This is a genomic window from Paenibacillus sp. NPDC058898 (genome assembly GCF_049316025.1).
Taxonomy (GTDB): Bacteria; Bacillota; Bacilli; order Paenibacillales; family Paenibacillaceae; genus Paenibacillus_AQ.
Map to the genome: position 1 here is coordinate 363,878 of NZ_JBMOSM010000003.1, position 19,251 is coordinate 383,128.

The following is a 19,251-nucleotide window of genomic DNA, read 5'->3' on the forward strand; positions in this document are numbered from 1 at the left end:
TCTCTTTACACTTGAGGGCTCCAAGCGTACACAGATAATTTTTGAACATCACGAATCAAATCATTATACTGTTTCTTTGTTTCCTCGGATGCGTATTGGCGGAACTGCTCGAAGATCCCCATGCACCTCAGCATCCCTCTGTCGCTTTTGATTCTTATCGAATACTCCAAACTATCTATAATAAATATTAAACCACGATCAAATTTTTTGGAGTTCAAATAGTATATCCCTAGCTCGGTAAGGAGACGAGCATATCGGTTCATCGTAACTTGTTCACTTATCTTGCCGAGACGGCTTCGTTGTGGTTTATATGCCTGATACTCTTTAAACTTCTCCAGAATATGATCTATGTTAAAGCGATGTCGATTTGCTGCTACAACAATATTGCATAAGGCAGTAAAAATCTCATCTGTTCTGGATTCAACATAGTTTACATATTCAGATAGAACGTCAGAGTCCCCAGACAATAACCTGTATAAGTATCGATTCGCTTTTGCCCATTCTTTAAACTGATTGATTATTATTTTTTCCTGATCAGAAGGTGCCTTTATCCAGTCAGGGTTTTCATACTTAGACAAATAACTTAATGCTTCCTCAAAATTCCCTGCTTCACGACGGACATTCGCTTGTATTAGAAATGAATAGAGTATGTAAAAGATTATGGGCTTTTCCTGTCCATCACTCATAATCGCAATTTTACAATTGTTCTTATATTGTAATCTAGCTTTATGACCCATTTTTCTAGCCAGCACTTCAATTGTGTCCCACCGCTGAAAAGAAATATTCACATTAATAAGCTTTCTATAAGCGTCTAATTGATATTCATCATCTAATCTATCAATATAATGCTCAAAAGATACTGCCAGCTTTAGATTAGCTTCCACATTGTCACTTAACTCCATTACAAAGAGCCGATATTGGCATAATGCAAGCCTTTCAGAATGCTGGAACTTTTCACTTTCAGCAACGCATTCATACAATAATGCCGCCGCTTTATACTTCTCCCTGTTGAAGAATTCCTCCGCCATTTCAAAAAGCATTGGCGCGTAATTGAGGTTCTCCATCGTCATTCGTGCTGCTTTATGCAAACAATCCAGTTTATCCAGCTCCGCACATCGTCCCAGAAAAGGTCCAAGCCTCCGCCAGTCGGGAGTAGTATGGAAAATACCCTCAGTTATATAAAGTCCATAGAATTTTCCCTCTTCCAGCCCCATACCTTCGGTAATCCGGTCTAGCTGGTGCATAGACATGGGACGATTGCCATTTATGATATTACTGAGTGTTCCGCTATTGACACCCGATATCTTTGCAAATTGGTTAATCGTCATACGATGATCCTGCAAATATTTAACTATTTCTCCGCGAATCGTGGCTGTCGTCTCCAAGTAACAACACCCCCAGATGAAAACCAAATATTAGTATAATAAATATTTAATTACATGCTATTATTTTGTAGAACTGAGGTCAATAGGAGATATACATTAACAAAAAAAGTATATGTGATATTTCAAATAACTCGGACACCATTACAAAAAAGATGACTTAAGATAAATTATCTTAAGTCACCTTTGTAACATGAAATCAATGATAGATATTATTAACTCTAACATTATGTATCTGTACCTTCCCCATGACGAAGAATTGTTATTGGTCGAGGATTATTATCATCATAGGTTATTACTGGATTCGTAGTCGTCCATATAATACTACAAATAACTAACAGACAAACCAATTTTCTTTTCATTTAATTTATACACCTCACTAACCAATTTTTTATATTCTTGTTTTACCTCAAATGATGAAATATGACGATATTCCTCAAATAATCCCATACATCTTAACATGCCTTTATAACTATTAATTGTAATTGAATTCGACAAACTTTCCAATATGGATTGTAACCCTCTGTCGATTTCACTTTTATTTAAATAGTATATTCCTAATTCTGCTAACAGACGAGTATATCGCTCTAAAGTAACTTGCTTATTTATCTTACCTATTGGATTACTTTGATCTTTATATTCCACATAATCCTTAAACCGTTCAAGAATAGGATCCACATGTAATTGATATCGATTTGCCGCAATCATAATTTCACATAGAGCAGGGAAAATTTCATCTTCTCTTTTTGAAACGTATTCTACATAATCACCTAAGACTTCAACTTTCCCAGCCATTAGATGATATAAGTAACGGTTCGCTACAGCCCATTCTTTAAACTGAGAAATTATTTTAAACTCTTCTTCACTTAGCTCAAATACAAATTCAGGATCAGAATACAATGATACATAATTCAATGCACTATCATAATCTCCGCGCTCGCTGCAAACCTTTGCTTTGATAAGATAAGAATAAAGAATATAGAACACTAACGGCTGTCTAGGATTTTCTAATTGATTTGAGAAGCTCTTTTGCTTGTATTGAATCATTGCTCTGTTCCCCATTTTCCCAGCCAGTTCATCCATTTTATCCCAGCGCTGAAGAAATAAATTCACATTGATTAATTTTACAAGCGCATCCAACTGGTACATCTCATCCAACCGATCCACGTATGGCTCAAAATAAACGGCTGCCTGCAAATTTGCATCCTGATCATCCGTTAGTTCTAATACAAACAACCGATACTGACAAAGGGCCAATCGCTCCGAATGCTGAAATCGTTCACTCTCAGCCACGCTTTTGTAGAGCAGCACAGCGGCCTCATGTTTTCCCTCTTTGAAAAAAAGCTCTGCCGTTTCAAAGAGTACGGGTGAATAAGAGATATTATCCATCGTCATCCGGACAGCCTTGTCCAGACAATCCAGCTTCCCCAGTTCCGCGCATCGGTGAAGATACGGACCCAGCCGACGCCAATCCGGCGTAGCATGAAATATGCATTCATCGATATACAGCTCGTAAAAGTAACCCTCTTCCAGACCCATACCTAACGTAATCCGGTCCAACTGCTGCATGGAAATCGGGCGGTTGCCATTCAGAATGTTGCTGAGTGTGCCGCTATTGACCCCCGATATCTCAGCAAACCGATTAATCGTCATTTCGTTCTTATGTAGAAACTCTTCCATTTGTTCGCGAATCGTGGCTGTCCTTTCCAAGCTAACACCACCCTTTAGGATCAGAACCCAAATATTAGTATATTTCTCTATACATTAATCATATTGATTAATATTCCAGCGGTCAATACTTATTTACGTCATTATTTTACAAAAAATATCCAATACAATTTAAAAATGCCAAATCCAATCACTTTTCTTTACTATTATATATCGTCATATTGATCACTACGATGAGAAAAAGCGCTCCGAAAGTTTCGGAAGCGCTTTGAAAGTTGGGCAACATAATAACGGCCCTGACTTCAATCATGTCAGGGCCGATTACCTACGATATCCTCTCCTAGCTCCTTCTTGCCTGAATTAATGTGAACCAATTCGTATCCCCATTAAATACACCGTCTACTCTGTATACAGGCTGATAGAAGTTTTTCGTGTCATACATAAATGAAAGCTCAATTCCTGTTATATCCAGTTGGTCACCCTTTTTAATAACGAGTTGATCCTGCGTTAATATTGCATTTCTTTTGATTTGCGGAAAATCACCATTCTGGATACGCTCATAAACCTCTGCAGGAGACAGAATATCCACTTCCTTAATAAATTGATTCTCTTGGAGCCCATTATTTATTGAATAGATACCGCCATCTTGTTTAAGACCGAGTAACAGTTCTCCAGTCCAGTAATTTTCGTTTACCCCCGCTTTATCCGGGAAGGACCATTGAAAGTCTCCATCCTCCAACACTGTAAAATCAGCGTCTTGAGGAAGTAGGCCAAGATCGGCCATTATGGTTTTGGCCTTCTGTGATAGCAGTTCTTGGTCATTGAATGAAGTTCGCTCCGGTGTATCATTGTTCTCGGTTAACGACCAGTTTCCCTCTTGGGATTGATAGAATGTATATGGTGTTCCTGATTTATCTTCCAATAGAACCTCTCGATCGCCATCCCAATCCTTAATCTTCAACTCAGATAATCCTAATTTCTGCTGCAGCAAGGCTTCTACTCCATCCCGCTGAGTGATTTTCTTGTATACGGGGGCGACCGCAGGTGCCGAGCTTAGCTGAAGGGATGTTGTTACATGAACATCTGTCATATTCCATTTAGTAAATGAGTTTATGGCCAGATTGCCGAACTCCTGCTGGTAGTAGACGATATTCATGCCGACAAATAACAAGCCCATCAATAGAGGTATCGCCAGGTTTCCGAGCAGGCTTTTCATTCTTACTCTTTTGTTATAAACAATGGAAGCAGACAGTCTGTATAACTGGTATCCAAAAATACCACCAAGCGTGTTGTTTATGATATCAGCAAGCTCAAACAGTCCTGCGCCTGAAAGCGTCTGATAGGTTTCAATAAAGAGCGTAGAACTTACAACGACAAGAAGAAGCCACTTGAATGCTTTGAATTTTCGGCTGATGAAGGGCAGCAATATTCCCATCGGGATAAACATGATGATATTAAATATGCCGTTCTGAAGATCACGTAAGGAATATTTGTTCCATGCTTCAACATAATCGCTGAATGGATGGAGATTCATCTGCAAGAAATGAGAATTGCCGCGGCCGAACATGGTTAGCTCGAGCACAAATACAACATATCCGATGAACAAGGCGCCAAGAAAAAGCTTTTTCATGTGAATCCGTGGCTTTCCCTCTGATTGTTGTTTTCTATAATAAAGATAATAATATAACCCGATTAGAACGAATTCGATCCCGATAATTACGATGACCGGCAGCATTAAAAAACGTAGATTCGTATAGATTGCATCGATCCCCAAGACGAGGCCTCCCCTTATGACTTTATTATAATGATGGTTGACACCGTCATTCCTTGCAGCTTCAAGTCAGAGCCGGTCACTTTTATATACTCTCCTGCTTTAACGCGTCGATAATGTTTTCCTTTTTTACTTTCGCGCTGGAATATAGCATGGCAGAACCGACAATGACAAATACGGCGGCCATGACAGATAGAATACTCATCCAGGGAAGGACGAATCCGTAGCTAAATTTGTTCGCCAATACCATATAGATCAAATACATCACGACAAAGCTGATTGGCAGACCGAACAGCAACGACTTGATCCCATAAAATATGCTTTCATAGTTCATCATTTTCGCAAAGCCGCGCGGCGTCATGCCAACGGATTTCAGCATCGCAAATTCACGTTTTCGAAGGGCAATCCCCGTCGAGATCGTATTAAAAATATTCGCAGTGGAAATCGCCGAAATTAAGACGATAAATCCATAAGAAAAGACGGACATCAATAGTATCATCTGTTCTTCCTGTTTTCTGGATTGGTACACATTGTACACATACAGATTAGGCTCTTTCATTTCTTCGATTTCCTGCTGCGTTTTCAGCGGGTCCGCACTTTTCAGATAGAGATAGGTTTGAACGAACTCCCCGCTCTTATCGTCTGTTAGTTGATTTAGGACTCGTTCCGAGACGACGATATTTAACCCGCCTGGTCCGACTAAGTTCATCCCCATCGGAGATCGATCCGTCAACGCCGCAATGTACACTTTACTTACATCCGTCTCTTTTTCCGTATCCTCATGGATCGTTGCCAAATCGAGACTTTGACCGACATTTGCATGAATAGCCTTCGTTTGGACGTATCTTCCGGTATCCATATCTTTATAATCGATGGTATCGATCACGATGGCGGCGGGATGCTTCGGATCCGTCAGTAACTCGAAATCTGCTCCGACTGCTTTGGCATAGGCTTGCAGGTTCGAATCGTTTAATGCATTGATTTTAATATCGTAAGGATATTTTCCGTCCTTCAGCATACTCTTATCCTTCTTGACCGCCTCCTGCAATTCATCGGCGATGGACGCTTCTTCGATCCAAGCGTTCCTGTACAACTCATGAATCAAGCTGTATTCCGACACATCCGAAAGGGATGCAATGGACTGAACCAACCGATCGTCTATTTTTGCTCCATTGCCGTATGATAGTTCAATATCATAGTTGACGCCTTCCTGCGACATGGCCAAGGATTGTTTCAGATTACCGGTAAAAAATGATACCGTTAGAAACAAAACGATGCTGATCACAAGCGAAAAGACGGTGGCATGATATCTCCGCTTGTTCCTTTTTAAGTTCTTCAATCCAATCTCTGCTTCGATTCCGAAGAACTTTCGAATCCATTTCGGTGTTTCCACGCTTTTGCCCGTAAGCTTCACATCGGTTGTTTGACGAATTGCATCAATGGCGGAAATCCGGGATGCTTTGACGGCCGGGAAATACGTCGAAATGAAGATCGTCAACATGGAAACAGCACAGGCAATCAAAAGCGATAACGGCGTAACGATTACCGTTAGCCTTTCAGTAATTCCTAATGCCCCTTGAATGATAGCGTTAATGAACTGAAAAGTTATGCCGATCCCGGCAAGACCGCATAAGATCCCAACGGGAATGCTGATCAAGCCAATAAGGACACCCTCAAAAAACACCGAATTTCTCTTCTGCCTTTTCGTAGCCCCCACGCTTGCAAGCATCCCTAAATGACGGGAACGTTCCGAGACGGAAATCGCAAAAGCATTATAGATAAGCGAAACCGAGCCGATCATAATGACCGCCATCAGGATCACCGATAAGGAGACCATCGTGCTGTACGAGGCTTCGCTTTTGGAAACGCCATAATAATGAAGCAAATCGTGATGATAGTGGACCGTTTCGATCTGGTTGTTCTCTGCCAGGTTTTCTGCATGTGCGAACAAGGACTGATTGACTTTTTGCAAGACTACCGCCGCATTGACTCGATCGTTTGCCCCGATGATGTTTTCATCGACATAGCTAATGGTCGTATACCCTGGGGCCCACGCCGGTTCCCATACGGGAGGTTTGATGAAGCCTACGATCGTGTAATCCCTTGTCATCGTATTATGCAGCGTTTCGTTCTTTTTGTTATCTACGATGCGCAGCGATTCGGTTTGGCCCAGCGGTTGATCATTCCCTTCCTCGAATCGTTCGCCGACGCGCAGAGTGAGACGATCCCCGATTTCATATTTCACCTTGGCGTTTGTCGCAGCGGCTTCAGAAATCACAACTTCCTTGTCGGTTTGCGGCAGACGCCCCTTGCTCACTTCAATCGGAAATTGCGCTAAACCTTGTGCATCGTACGCCTTGATGAACAAATACGGCTTATTTGTATTTTGCCCCCCTTCTAATGGGGCATAGCCTAGATCGTTTGTGATCGCAAGGGTCTTGGTTGCTTCATCGTTTTTTATCGCTGCAAGCTGTTCCTTGTTTACATCTTGATATAAGACATGCCATTCCCCTTCATCCGCGATGGTTTGCCTTTTCATCAAATCCAGGTATGAAAAACCAAGCGTTGCAACAGCCGTCACCATTGCAACTGACAAAATGACACCCAGGATGGTTACAAGCGTTCGTCTCTTGTTTTCCCTCAAATGTCTGACGGTGAGTTTATTGACAATATTCAAGGGCGAATCACCTCGTCTTTGGCAATCCTTCCGTCCTCAATCGAAATGACCCTGTCAGCTTGCAAAGCGATTCGTTCGTCATGCGTGATCACGATCAATGTCTGGTGATAGGTTTTATTCAACATTTGCAATAAGTCGATGATTTCGCTGCTATTCTTGCTGTCCAAATTCCCGGTCGGCTCGTCCGCCAGCATAATGGCAGGATTACTAATGAGCGCTCTGCCGATCGACACCCTTTGCTGCTGTCCGCCTGATAATTGATTGGGCAGATGGTTTAAACGATGTTGCAGATTCAGAGTCTTCACGAGACCATCCATCTGCTTCTTATCTACCTTTTGGTTATCAAGCAAGAGCGGGAGCGTCATATTCTCTTCCACCGTCAGGACGGGAATCAGATTGAAAAACTGGTAGATCAGTCCGATTTGTCTGCGCCTGAAGATGGCCAGCTGCGTTTCGTCCAAGTTATACATGTCCGTATCCTCTACGAGGACTTTGCCGCTCGTCGGCCGATCTACACCGCCCAGCATATGCAGCAGCGTGGATTTGCCCGATCCGGACGGGCCGATGATGGCGACAAATTCACCTTTTCGAACCGAAAAGGAAACATCGTCAAGCGCCTTTACCGCCGATTCGCCCTTGCCGTATATTTTAGACAGATGATCTATTTTTAAAATTTCCATGGCCGTACCCCCTTCCCTTGATGCTCAATTCCAGATATATACCATCTCTGTATATCCAACATCCCACAGGGTTACATTTCCCTCAATGGTTATCGTAAGCTCATTGGCCTGAGGGAGATAAATGGAGCCCATATCCGGCTCATGGCGTCCGGCTTCTACAGATACAGTCAGGAACTCATGTCCATCGGCGGTAACCCTAATGCTGCCTCGGGAATCCTCCTGATCGGGAATTCCATAATTCAAAAAGAGGTATACCTCCTTCTTATTGCCTAACGTGTACCTGTACGTTTCCTTGTTTTTGCCTTCAATGCTGTACATATTATATTGGGGTTCCACATCTTGACCGCCTATCTTAAGACGGTTCGGTTTCGTTCCCGTTGATGGATTGCCGTTACTGTCCTTCCATTCGTTTATCGCCACAAAGGGGCCCATCTCTTTGGTGAACGCTTGGTCAACCATCCCGAAGATCCCCCACACCCCGAGCATCAAGACAATGCTGGAAATACCCGCAGCAGCAATATTTCTCCAGTCGTTTTTTGTACGAAAGCCAAGTTTGTACGCCCCGAATCCGATGGCTGCGCCCGTTGAGTTCTGTATGACGTCGTTCATGTCGAAGCTGCCGAGGAAAGTTAGCGCCTGAATCGTCTCCAGTAGGAGGATGGATAGGATGAACAATATCATAAAGCGAACAAAGCTAGTCCGATATAACAACGGAATCAATATGCCAAAAGGAATGAAAGCGGCGATGTTTCCGAAACCCACAAAATCCATAAGCGTAGGATGTAGAAGATCTGATAGACTTGGCACCCTGAAAAAACTGTCTGGTAAAAACATAAAGGTGTACTCGGAGATTTGATCAACCTTACCCACTCTGCCGAAACCGAAAAACAAAAAATAAAGAATAAACAGGGTGTAGCATATCGTGATAGCAAAAATACTTTTACGTTGTTGTTTCAAATGCATGGTCGTACCTCCATCGTTCATCTGTTGAATATCATTGTATCTGTCTAAAATGACTTTTCAGTGACGATGGAGGTGACAATTCAGTCACTTACGGAGTGCCGCTAAATCACGTGTTTATAAAATTTAATCCGAAACTGCGTGCCCTTGTCGCTGCTGCTCGCCACATCGATCACTCCATTCTGACTTGCAATAATGCTGTAAGCCATCGCAAGACCAATGCCGATGCTCCCCTCGCTCGCATTCTTCCCTTTATAAAAACGTTTAAAAATATAAGGTACATCTTCTTTTGGAATTCCTTTTCCGTTATCAGCAATGACGATTTCCGTATATAACGCGTTCTCGGAAAATGTGATGGCGATCACACCGCCTTCAGGCGTATGCTCCACTCCGTTTTTCAAAATATTGATAATCGCTTCGGCCGTCCATTTGAAATCACCGACAAAAGAGACGTTGTCATCGCCCTTGACGGAAACCGTTTGGTCCTTGATTTCCATCGGAATCAAAATCGGTTCTAATGCCTTTTGTATAAGCTTATGAACGAATACTTGATCTTTTTTGAACTGGATTGTCTTTTCCTCGATTCTCGATAGCTTTAACAAAGAAGAAACAAGCCAATCGATTCGTTCAAGCTGAATACGGATATTGCGGGTGAACTCCGTTCTTTTCGCTGGAGGCAGGTCGGGTTTGCTTAGCAAGTCTGCCATCACCGTCATGGAGGTAAGCGGCGTTTTAAGCTGATGCGAGATATCGGAAATGGCATCCGTCAGCCCCGTTTTGTCTCGCTGAAGAAGCGATCGCTGCTCCGATAGCATGAGTGTCACTTTATAAATATCATTTTTTAAAATGCTAAGCTCGCCTTCTTGATTATCACGAGCGTCAAGTGAATAATTGCCTCTGCTTATTTCACGCAAATAGACGGACAGCTGTTCAAGTTCGCGGTATCTCCATTTCGTGAATAACAGACTGCTTCCAATAAGTAATATAGACATGATGAAAACGAGCGCCCCAGCTACAGACGAAATGAAAGCAGCGGCAACGCCCCCTACTAAACTGATGGAACCCATGATCAACAATAATATCTGAATCTCTCGATTTCGCAGCATCTAATCACCGACCTTATATCCTAAACCGCGTACCGTTTTGATCATCGTGGGATGCTGCGGATCATCCTCCAGCTTTTCCCTTAGTCTTTTGATGTATACCGTTAGCGTATTGTCGTTCACGAAGTCGCCTGCCACGTCCCAAATCTGCTCCAAAAGCTGATTTCTTGACAGAACTTGTCCAATATGATTACCAAAAATCAACAATAAGCGATACTCCAGAGCGGTCAATGAAATTTCGGCGCCGTTTTTATACACTTTTCCTTCCAGCGTATTCAAACGAACCTGGTCAATGTTAATGATCCCTTGGGTCTGAGACGACTTATGGTATCTCCGCAAGACGGACTTGATCCGCGAGAGAAGCTCGCGAATACGAAATGGTTTTGTAATATAATCATCCGCTCCCATGTCAAGCCCCATCACGACATTGACCTCATCGTCGATCGCCGTTAAGAAAATGACCGGGATATCTCGTTGCTCTTTCACCATTTTGCATAATTCATAACCGCTTCCATCCGGGAGCGATAAATCAAATAAGCATAAAGCGAATTGATCTATATCTTCAGCGAGCACTTTTTTTGCAGAAACGACATCATGGCATAGAACGGTAGAAAAGCGATCTTGCTGCAGCGAATACTCCAGCCCGGACGCAATCGTTTTATCATCTTCCACTAACAATATTTTCATCTGTAGATCTTCTTTACGAACGACCATGGAAGAATAAACCTCCTACATTCAAATGTCCGCTAGTTTAAGACTAGCGGTCGTCAGGCATTTTTAAAGCACACTCTTGATCTTTTTCCGGATTAAAGATGTGGCTCACCCAACATTAACACGTTATCAGGAATCCATGCAAAAAGCGATGGAATTGAAAACAGTCCTATCATTAAGCGACCTTAGTAGTTAACTGGCCAGGAAGAAATTAGCGTATAGAAAAACGCTAAGCCTGTCAAGATTGAAGGCTTAGCGTTATATTCATTATCATGTTTCCCATCTCAACGCAAGATGCTTACCCAAGAACCAAACGATCGTCCGACAACTTATGGCCGCTAATCTGCTCAAATTCCCCGAGCAGCTGCGCCACCGTCAGGGATTTCTTGCGCTCTTGGTCTACATCCAGAATGATGCGTCCCTTATCCATCATAATGAGGCGATTGCCTAAACGGATGGCTTGCTCCATGTTATGCGTGACCATGAGCGTGGTAAGCTTCATGTCGCGCACGATGTCATCGGTTATTCGGGTGATCAGCTCCGCACGCGCCGGATCGAGCGCTGCCGTATGCTCATCCAGCAGCAGGATTTGCGGCTGCGTAAAGGTCGCCATCAGCAAGCTTAGTGCTTGACGCTCCCCTCCCGACAGCATCCCGACTTTGGCCCGGAGCCGATCCTCGAGTCCAATGCCAAGCCGCTCTAAGTGCTTGCGGAAGCCCGCCCGCTTGGAGGCTGTAACGCCTATGCTGAGCCTGCGGGACTGGCCCCTACGATATGCCATCGCGAGATTCTCTTCAATGGTCATATGCGGCGCAGTGCCCGCCATCGGATCCTGGAATACCCGGCCGATCCAGCGACTGCGACGAAATTCCGGCAGATGGCCGATCGAAGTGCCGTCAATGCGCACTTCGCCTGCATCCGGTCTCATTACCCCGGAAATGATATTCATCAGCGTGGATTTGCCTGCACCATTACTTCCGATAACCGTTACGAAATCCCCCGGATTCAAGTGAAGATTAACATCCATCAAGGCAATCTTCTCATCCACCGTTCCCGGATTAAACAGCTTGGACACATGGTTCATTTCCAGCATCAGAGCGCACCTCCTTTGGTCTTCCCTTGCGCAGCTAACAGTTCGGTTGAGCGCCTCCGTGCCTGTGAACGCTGCTTCATCGCCCGGTTGATGGTCGGAACCACGAGAGCGATAATGACGATGATCGCGGTGATCAATTTCAAATCTGAAGCTTCAAGCCATGGAATCTCATAGGCAGCGGCAACAACAATCCGATAAATAATCGAACCGCAGACTACAGCCAGCGTCGTCCGGAATACCGAACCGGTCCCAAGCACGGCTTCGCCAATAATAACGGATGCCAAACCAATGACAATCATTCCAATACCGGAGCCGATGTCCGCAAAACTGGATTGCTGGGCAACCACTGCGCCGGATAAGGCCACCAGCCCGTTCGAGATGCTGAGTCCCAGAATGGTTGTTGTGTCCGTGTTGGCACCAAAGCTGCGGATCATCCGCTTGTTATCGCCTGTCGCGCGCAGCGCAAGACCAAGATCCGTGCGGAAGAATGCATCCAGCAGCAGCTTGCCGATAATTACGATTACCAACATAATATAGATCGGATCAATGGATCCGAAGATTATTTTTTCCTTGCTTAGTGAGATGTTAGGCTTGCCCATAATTCTCATATTGATCGAATACAGGGCAATCATCATAATAATACCCGAGAGCAAACCGTTGATTTTACCCTTGGTGTGCAGTAAGCCTGTACAGATACCAGCTAACATACCTCCGGCAAATGCAGCCAGCGTAGCAAGCCATGGATTCACACCGTTGGTAATCAGAATCGCTGCAATCGCTGCGCCTGTCGTAAAACTTCCATCCACTGTTAAATCCGGAAAATCCAATATTCGGAACGTGATATATACACCGAGCGCCATCAACGCATACAGCAGCCCCAATTCAATCGGACCATCCAGCTTCATCACGAAATCCAGCATGTCTTTGACCTCCTTTAGGATTAAGCAAGGCGCGGGCTGTTACCTCCGCGCCTTACAGTTACTCAATGATGTTGTTGTCCGGGTCTTTGACTTCCTGTTTCATGGCGTCGGTCACTTCAATTCCATATTCAGCCGCAACCTTCGTGTTCAGGATCAGATCCAGCTTATCCGGCTTCGTGATTTCCATGTCCGCCGGATTTTTGCCGTCCTTCAGGATCTCTACTGCCATTTGCCCCACTTGATATCCGTGGTCGTAATACTTAAATCCAACCGTTGCAAAAGCTCCCTTCTCCACCGTATCGCGGTCACTGGAGAAGAAAGGTATTTTATTTTTTTGTGCTGTCTGAATAATTGTCTCGACTCCACTTACTACAGTATTATCTAGGGTGATATAAAAGGCATCGACTTTACCGACTAGCGATTCCGCTGCTTGTTTCACTTCCGAAGTATTAGTAACGGCAGCTTTCACAAGCTCGATTCCGTGCTCCGAAAGCACCTCTTCAGCCGTCTTGGCCATAACAACTGCATTCGCTTCTCCTTCATCTAAGACCAAACCAATCCTCTTAACATTTGGAAAATGAGTACTAACAAAATTCATCAACTCTTTAGTTGCTTCCGGGTTCGTATCTGATGCCCCGGTGATGTTGCCTCCTGGTTTCTTCAAATCGCTGACCAGCTTCGCATCGAGCGGATCTGTCACCGCTGCGAACAAGACCGGCTTCTCCTTCACATTCTGTGCCACAGCCTGTGCCGAATCCGTTGCAATTGCGATCACCAGATCCGATTTCGTATCCTTCAACTTCTGTCCGATCGACAAATTGTTCGCCGGATCGCCTTGCGCATTGTTGTAATCAATTTTCAGCGTTTTGTCATCCTCCGAGATTCCAGCGTCCTTCAGAGCTGCCAAAATGCCTTCCCGCGTTGCATCCAAGGATGGATGCTCCACAATCTGCGAAATAGCAATGCTATACGATTTCTTCTCCGTATCTCCGCCACTGCCCGTAGTCGCACCGCCGCCTTCCGGCTTGTCCCCGCATCCTACCGCTGTAACCAGCAGTGCGGAGAGTGTAAGTGATAACCACATTTTTCTCTTCATCATGATTCCCCTCTCATTTGTTAACCGCTTCAATAATTTTCTACATAAAGCGACAACGCTTCCCCGCTTTCATAGACGAAAGCATTAAAGTCAAAAAATAAGTCGTTCCTATTGAACAACGGTCTATTATGAACATTTTATATGTACCCAATTGTTTTCGTCAATCAAGATTTTATAAAGCATGTAATGGTTTACATAAAGAACATCCCCGGACGTTACACGCTTCCGGGGATGTCAACTAAACGAAATATTATTTATATAGTAGAAAAAATCTGGAGCGTCTACAAAATGGACCGGCCCTGCATCGTCGCTAGCCACGCTTCTGCCATGAGCGCATGACCTGCGGGGGAAGGATGAACACCGTCAGATGCCCAATAACTCATCTCAATCTTGGAGCTGGCTGCAGCAAAAATGCCGTCGAGCGGAACGTACAGCGTCTCAAATTCTCGCGATAATTCGCGAACGGCCTGAATTTTGGGATCCAGATCCTCCCGCCATTCCTTCTTCGCTTCCGTAACAGGCAGCAAGAACGGCTCCATGAGAATAAAATTCGCGCCGGTTAACTCGCGGGTTTGAATAAGCAGCTCACGATACCCCTCATAGTAGGCTTCCACGGACGTTGCTTCACCACGGTTATACTTCCTGCCGGTCTCATTAATACCGATCAGGATGGATACCCATGTCGGATCCAGGTCAATGCAATCTTCCTCCCAGCGCCCCCGCAGATCGACGACCCGATTACCGCTGATTCCGCGGTTTACAAAACGCAGCCTTTTCAAAGGCAGCTCCATACCAAGCCGGGCAGCAGCCATTAGCGCATATCCATGCCCCAAACTGTCCGACTCCTCGTAATTTCGCCCGCAATCGGTAATACTGTCGCCTTGAAACAATACGAGTGCATTTTGCTCGATATGTACCATGCTGTTCAACGCCTCCAATAATTGAAAGTGTTCTCAAGCTCACCCCTTCATCATAACCGCTTTCCTGCAATCGTGAAACCCCTTAAATTCACATATCATGGCAAACTTTCTATACATTTAAGTTGACTATGTGGAGTGAATTCACTACAATTCTATAGGTACACGTATGGCTGAATATATAAAAGAACAGGTGATTAAATCATGTCAGAGCAACAGAAGTATCAGATCCTTCTCTATTATAAATTTGTTCAAATCCCGGACCCTGAAGCGTTCAAAGACGAGCATCTGCAATACTGCAAAGATCTTGGACTCAAAGGACGTATCCTGGTTGCCTCCGAAGGCATCAATGGTACGGTATCCGGTACGATTGAACAGACTGAGCAATATATGCAGGATATGCACGCCAACCCGCTATTTGCGGACATGGTGTTTAAGATTGACCCATCCGAAGGGCACGCATTCAAGAAGATGTTTGTCCGTCACCGCGAAGAACTCGTTACCTTCCGGGTGGAGGATGAGCTCGACCCTAACGAGATCAGCGGAACCCGCTTAGCGCCTCAAGAATTCTATGAATACTTGCAGCGTGATGATGTAATCGTCATCGACGGACGGAATGACTACGAATACGATATTGGTCATTTCCGCAATGCGATACGTCCAGAGGTTCAATCCTTCCGTGAGTTTCCGGATTGGATTCGCGAGAACCTGAGCGAGCATAAGGACAAAACCATCCTGACTTACTGCACAGGGGGCATTCGATGCGAGAAGCTGACCGGCTTCATGCTTAAGGAAGGCTTTAAGGACGTTGCCCAACTGGAGGGCGGCATTGTCACCTACGGTAAAGACCCTGAAGTAAAAGGCCGTCTGTTCGACGGGAAATGTTATGTATTTGATGAGCGTATTGCTGTACCGATCAATCAAACGGACGAAGATATCATCGTTGGTAAATGCCACCATTGCGGAAAGCCGGAAGACCGGTATATCAACTGCGATAATGACGCTTGCCACCTGCAGCATGTATGCTGCGAAGAGTGCGAGGAGCTTCATCATGGCTGCTGCTCTGCAGAGTGTGAAGAGATTGTTGCTGCAAGCCACAATGCTTCCTGAGCCAACCCAGCCATAAATAGTTATAACTAAAGGAAAGGGCAAGGTGCGATTCACTCGCACCTTGCCCTTTTATACATACGATCTATACGATCTCCTCTGCATTCAAACAATAGGAGCGACTCGCCCCTATCGTTCCATCAAGTTTTGAATTGTTTCTCTAACTAGTTACTTTAACTATTATGTTATCAAACAATTTCTCTTCAATATAAATATTGATTTTCCATATTCCCGCTGAAGGAAAATTCAATGTAGAGGGCAAAACTGCATTTCCTGCAGGAGATTTTTGTGTTCTCAATTTACTTTCAAACAATTCAATTTCTTCTTTAGTTTGCTGTTCTATTGCAGAAAATTTAACTGTGCCATTTAATTCATCCGCTTCACCCCAAAAGTACCATAGATATTTTTTAGGCTTATTCACAACAAAATTCGATACATTTTCAGTGTAGGTAAAGACAACTCGGTTTTCTTTCCCAATTACGGTACGAGTAATCGGGCTACCCTTATTATCTTTAATTGTTATAGCGAACTTTTTACTCAATTCCCAATCCTCATGTTCAGGTTGTGTAGAGGCGGGCAGTTTTTGTTGTGCACACCCCGAACAGATTAATATCATAAGGCAACAAAGATACAAAGTCACCCTCATGTTGGTTCTCCCTCCATGAATTAGAAGATTAATTGTACTATAAACAATAATCGGTACAGTTTTCACTGCACCGAAAGGATGAAATGGACTATTAGGAAAATCAAAAATAGCATTGAAGAAATACCATTAGCGAATTTGAAAAATCCATTCTTCTTCTTATACAGGCTCTTGATTTTCTCCATTTCAAGCTCTGTTCTGTTTATAGAAAAAAGTATAGTAGGTACCGCCCGGGAAAACCCATAAACTAGTCCAAAGAGCATGCCGAATGTAGGATCCTTAAAAAGACCAACATAAATGTATAATAAATAAAAAGTCATATAGGGTAAATAAGTAAAAATACCAGCACCCAGAATACTTCCCCAAACCCACATATTTCTTACTGAGGATCCGTTAACCCAAGTAGCGGGGATTTGCCATTTTCTTTGAGGGACTTTTAAATTTATAATCTTATAGTCATGCATCATATACAGTCCCACAATTATTATCATGAATACCATTTTTAAAGTATACGGCAGCCATGAGAAAACTACGAAAATCAATAAAGTATACAAGAAACCTGCTAAAGCTCCTGATAAAGAAGATGCAGTCAAATAATTTATCCAACATTTTATTCTTGTTTTGTAATTCTCCTCACCGAGGAGACTGACCTCCAGGGTCACATTTAATCCTCAGTTGGTACTTACTTTAGTTACACCCGCTACAGATGCTAGGAGTGCTAATAAAATTATCTCAACCAGCTCTAAATGCATTTTTTATATCTCCTTTTTTTCCTTTACTATCTTACTGTTACGGCACAACCACAATCATTTACATTTGCTGTGTATACATCTGGATTACTGTTTGGAGTGCAATCGCAGCAAGCAATTGCCCCCCAACTATAACCAACACACCAGCATCCGGTGGATCCCCAATATGCGTATGTTGTTTTATAACCAGTCGGGCATTTGGAAGATTGTGAGCTTTGGCATCCTGAACAGGTTTTCCTGTTTGGGAAATTACATGCTGTTTCATATTCCCAGGCCTCACACCAGGTTGAGGATCCGTCGGCAAATGCAGGTCGTGCCGAAAACGAAACAAATGATAAGAACGCAGTAGAAAGAACTGTTTTTAAGAACGTAGATCGAGTAACTCTTCTTTCTAAATTTTCAGCAATGATTTTTGTAAACCTATCCACCGACTCGAATAATTTAAGCATTTACTTCACGGTCCTTTCAAATAGATTTATTCCTTCAACTGACTCTGATTTTCCTTCAAGAGACGATATCAGCCCAATAATATGTTCCATTCCGTTACACAACCCTTTACCTTTTACCGTTCCTTTCTCATCTAAAATAAAAGCAAATGGTGTTACTCTAACTTTGCATAAGGTTAACACCGCTCTCTCCTCATCTAACAGCAATTCACCACTTAAGGATTTATTTTCCAAAACTTTAGAAAATCCATTTCTGTCACCAAGACCCACAAATAGAAAATTAATTTTTTCATTATATTTCATGAAGGCTTTATTCCATTCAGGTATTAATTCTTGACATGGTTTGCAACCCGGTGAAATAAATGTAATCAACGTTGGTTTTCCATAGAAAGATTCAATTGAAATCTGTTCATTGGAAAAGTACGATTTCCCTGAAAATTCAGGTATTTTATCACCAATTGATATGCCATCTCTGGTAATTGCTTCACGTGAACTTAAGTAGACTGAACCAAACTGCCTAAAAATAAGAAATATAGTGAACATCATAAATATAACGGCAATCCATAAAAGCAAATTAGAATAGAATAATATTTCCATATATCCTCCCGTATTATGTTTCTAAAAGCTTTATGTTTTTCCTGTATTCATTCCATATTATTTGTGAAAGCAAGTATATTAGCACAATAACCACACTAAAGATTAATGAAGTTGCAGAAAAATTAGAACTATACAAAATCGATAAAATTATTGCTAAAACATTTAATACGATTAATGCGCCAATTCTATATATACTAAAAAGATCAACTTTACTGTCTAAAAAGTTTCCGAAGCAAGAGCAAGTAATTACTCTTTTGGATTTAATGACCTTTGAAACCGCGATAAAAAAGCTTACCAGCATTAATAATGTAAGAGCTAATCCATAGTAGGAGCTTTTATGAAAAAAAATCATGACGGATGACACTAACTCTATAAACGGCAGCGAATATCCATAGAAACGAGAGAGATTCCTTGGTACTACGTTATACTCAATGACACCATTCACAAAATTTTTCAAATTAGACAGTTTAGTTATGGATGAGATTAAGAAAATTAAGATAAGAGTTAATTTCATTACATTAGTCAAAAACTCGAGCATCAAAAGCTCCCCTTCTCTTTTCATCTTCAGTCTTCACTATCTTTTTGTTGTTTACCTGTCACCCCCTCCTTAAATTCTTTCACAGCTGATCCTAAAGACCTTCCCATCATAGGTAAATTTTTTGCTCCAAACACAATAAATGCCAACACCAATAAAATGATGATCCCTGGAACGCCTATTTGGTTAAACATGC

General features: G+C 43.0%; 19 protein-coding genes. 1 reads left to right on the plus strand and 18 read right to left on the minus strand.

Translation table 11 applies throughout. The features are described from left to right. Window positions 1-5: 5 nt before the first annotated feature. The 12 genes from ACOZB4_RS10045 to ACOZB4_RS10100 all read right to left on the minus strand — a co-directional run bounded on the left by ACOZB4_RS10045 (window position 6) and on the right by ACOZB4_RS10100 (window position 14,981). Window positions 6-1,385, minus strand: coding sequence for a helix-turn-helix domain-containing protein (locus ACOZB4_RS10045; protein ID WP_379404480.1), 1,380 nt, complete (start codon window positions 1,383-1,385; stop codon window positions 6-8). Window positions 1,386-1,706: 321 nt separating this feature from the next. Further along, window positions 1,707-3,092, minus strand: a complete 1,386-nt coding sequence (locus ACOZB4_RS10050) for a transcriptional regulator (protein WP_379404482.1) — start codon at window positions 3,090-3,092, stop codon at window positions 1,707-1,709. Between the two features lie 298 nt (window positions 3,093-3,390). After that, window positions 3,391-4,824, minus strand: coding sequence for a VanZ family protein (locus ACOZB4_RS10055; protein ID WP_379404484.1), 1,434 nt, complete (start codon window positions 4,822-4,824; stop codon window positions 3,391-3,393). An 82-nt stretch (window positions 4,825-4,906) separates the two neighbouring features. Beyond that, window positions 4,907-7,498 carry an ABC transporter permease gene (locus ACOZB4_RS10060; RefSeq protein ID WP_379404486.1) on the minus strand — a complete coding sequence of 864 codons (2,592 nt, stop codon included), beginning with the start codon at window positions 7,496-7,498 and terminating at the stop codon, window positions 4,907-4,909. Beyond that, window positions 7,495-8,178: an ABC transporter ATP-binding protein gene (locus tag ACOZB4_RS10065; protein WP_379404488.1), complete on the minus strand. Its 684-nt coding sequence runs from the start codon at window positions 8,176-8,178 to the stop codon at window positions 7,495-7,497. Before ACOZB4_RS10065 ends, ACOZB4_RS10060 begins: the two co-directional genes overlap by 4 nt. A gap of 24 nt (window positions 8,179-8,202) precedes the next feature. After that, window positions 8,203-9,141, minus strand: coding sequence for a VanZ family protein (locus ACOZB4_RS10070; RefSeq protein WP_379404490.1), 939 nt, complete (start codon window positions 9,139-9,141; stop codon window positions 8,203-8,205). A 101-nt stretch (window positions 9,142-9,242) separates the two neighbouring features. Further along, window positions 9,243-10,244 (minus strand): sensor histidine kinase, encoded by a 1,002-nt coding sequence (locus ACOZB4_RS10075; protein WP_379404492.1) that lies wholly within the window; start codon window positions 10,242-10,244, stop codon window positions 9,243-9,245. Continuing rightward, the gene (locus tag ACOZB4_RS10080; protein WP_339293539.1) at window positions 10,245-10,928 is read right to left on the minus strand and encodes a response regulator transcription factor; all 684 of its coding nucleotides are present in this window, start codon (window positions 10,926-10,928) and stop codon (window positions 10,245-10,247) included. 322 nt (window positions 10,929-11,250) lie between these two features. Then, complete coding sequence (locus ACOZB4_RS10085; protein ID WP_076322082.1) at window positions 11,251-12,045, minus strand: ABC transporter ATP-binding protein; 795 nt, start codon at window positions 12,043-12,045, stop codon at window positions 11,251-11,253. Continuing rightward, a complete protein-coding gene (locus ACOZB4_RS10090; protein WP_379404495.1) occupies window positions 12,045-12,965 on the minus strand; it encodes an ABC transporter permease in 921 nt (306 codons plus the stop codon). The genes ACOZB4_RS10085 and ACOZB4_RS10090 overlap by 1 nt, the downstream gene beginning before the upstream one ends. A gap of 58 nt (window positions 12,966-13,023) precedes the next feature. Then, the gene (locus ACOZB4_RS10095) at window positions 13,024-14,061 is read right to left on the minus strand and encodes an ABC transporter substrate-binding protein (RefSeq protein ID WP_379404847.1); all 1,038 of its coding nucleotides are present in this window, start codon (window positions 14,059-14,061) and stop codon (window positions 13,024-13,026) included. 281 nt (window positions 14,062-14,342) lie between these two features. Continuing rightward, window positions 14,343-14,981 (minus strand): SGNH/GDSL hydrolase family protein, encoded by a 639-nt coding sequence (locus ACOZB4_RS10100; protein WP_379404849.1) that lies wholly within the window; start codon window positions 14,979-14,981, stop codon window positions 14,343-14,345. Between the two features lie 201 nt (window positions 14,982-15,182). Between ACOZB4_RS10100 and ACOZB4_RS10105 the strand changes: the two genes are divergently transcribed. Beyond that, entirely contained in the window at window positions 15,183-16,088 is a 906-nt protein-coding gene (locus tag ACOZB4_RS10105) for a rhodanese-related sulfurtransferase (protein ID WP_379404497.1), read from the plus strand. A gap of 157 nt (window positions 16,089-16,245) precedes the next feature. On the opposite strand, the gene ACOZB4_RS10110 is transcribed toward ACOZB4_RS10105, so the two are convergent. From ACOZB4_RS10110 to ACOZB4_RS10135, 6 genes are all read right to left on the minus strand, one after another. Next, window positions 16,246-16,731: a DUF4871 domain-containing protein gene (locus ACOZB4_RS10110; protein ID WP_379404499.1), complete on the minus strand. Its 486-nt coding sequence runs from the start codon at window positions 16,729-16,731 to the stop codon at window positions 16,246-16,248. Between the two features lie 62 nt (window positions 16,732-16,793). Continuing rightward, on the minus strand, window positions 16,794-17,390 hold the full coding sequence (locus ACOZB4_RS10115) for a hypothetical protein (RefSeq protein ID WP_379404501.1): 597 nt from the start codon (window positions 17,388-17,390) through the stop codon (window positions 16,794-16,796). Between the two features lie 148 nt (window positions 17,391-17,538). After that, the gene (locus ACOZB4_RS10120) at window positions 17,539-17,742 is read right to left on the minus strand and encodes a hypothetical protein (protein WP_098746774.1); all 204 of its coding nucleotides are present in this window, start codon (window positions 17,740-17,742) and stop codon (window positions 17,539-17,541) included. A gap of 184 nt (window positions 17,743-17,926) precedes the next feature. Continuing rightward, on the minus strand, window positions 17,927-18,520 hold the full coding sequence (locus ACOZB4_RS10125; RefSeq protein WP_379404503.1) for a TlpA family protein disulfide reductase: 594 nt from the start codon (window positions 18,518-18,520) through the stop codon (window positions 17,927-17,929). A gap of 13 nt (window positions 18,521-18,533) precedes the next feature. Further along, window positions 18,534-19,082, minus strand: a complete 549-nt coding sequence (locus tag ACOZB4_RS10130) for a MauE/DoxX family redox-associated membrane protein (RefSeq protein WP_379404505.1) — start codon at window positions 19,080-19,082, stop codon at window positions 18,534-18,536. 2 nt (window positions 19,083-19,084) lie between these two features. Continuing rightward, on the minus strand, window positions 19,085-19,249 hold the full coding sequence (locus tag ACOZB4_RS10135; protein WP_379404507.1) for a Sec-independent protein translocase subunit TatA/TatB: 165 nt from the start codon (window positions 19,247-19,249) through the stop codon (window positions 19,085-19,087). Window positions 19,250-19,251 lie beyond the last annotated feature (2 nt).

Bases quoted from the DNA above. Each gene is read 5' to 3' on its own strand.
- ACOZB4_RS10065 (WP_379404488.1), bottom strand. From the start codon at position 8,178: ATGGAAATTTTAAAAATAGATCATCTGTCTAAAATATACGGCAAGGGC.
- ACOZB4_RS10070 (WP_379404490.1), bottom strand. From the start codon at position 9,141: ATGCATTTGAAACAACAACGTAAAAGTATTTTTGCTATCACGATATGC.
- ACOZB4_RS10075 (WP_379404492.1), bottom strand. From the start codon at position 10,244: ATGCTGCGAAATCGAGAGATTCAGATATTATTGTTGATCATGGGTTCC.
- ACOZB4_RS10080 (WP_339293539.1), bottom strand. From the start codon at position 10,928: ATGAAAATATTGTTAGTGGAAGATGATAAAACGATTGCGTCCGGGCTG.
- ACOZB4_RS10085 (WP_076322082.1), bottom strand. From the start codon at position 12,045: ATGCTGGAAATGAACCATGTGTCCAAGCTGTTTAATCCGGGAACGGTG.
- ACOZB4_RS10090 (WP_379404495.1), bottom strand. From the start codon at position 12,965: ATGCTGGATTTCGTGATGAAGCTGGATGGTCCGATTGAATTGGGGCTG.
- ACOZB4_RS10095 (WP_379404847.1), bottom strand. From the start codon at position 14,061: ATGAAGAGAAAAATGTGGTTATCACTTACACTCTCCGCACTGCTGGTT.
- ACOZB4_RS10100 (WP_379404849.1), bottom strand. From the start codon at position 14,981: ATGGTACATATCGAGCAAAATGCACTCGTATTGTTTCAAGGCGACAGT.
- ACOZB4_RS10105 (WP_379404497.1), top strand. From the start codon at position 15,183: ATGTCAGAGCAACAGAAGTATCAGATCCTTCTCTATTATAAATTTGTT.
- ACOZB4_RS10110 (WP_379404499.1), bottom strand. From the start codon at position 16,731: ATGAGGGTGACTTTGTATCTTTGTTGCCTTATGATATTAATCTGTTCG.
- ACOZB4_RS10120 (WP_098746774.1), bottom strand. From the start codon at position 17,742: ATGAAACAGCATGTAATTTCCCAAACAGGAAAACCTGTTCAGGATGCC.
- ACOZB4_RS10125 (WP_379404503.1), bottom strand. From the start codon at position 18,520: ATGGAAATATTATTCTATTCTAATTTGCTTTTATGGATTGCCGTTATA.
- ACOZB4_RS10130 (WP_379404505.1), bottom strand. From the start codon at position 19,082: ATGAAAAGAGAAGGGGAGCTTTTGATGCTCGAGTTTTTGACTAATGTA.
- ACOZB4_RS10135 (WP_379404507.1), bottom strand. From the start codon at position 19,249: ATGTTTAACCAAATAGGCGTTCCAGGGATCATCATTTTATTGGTGTTG.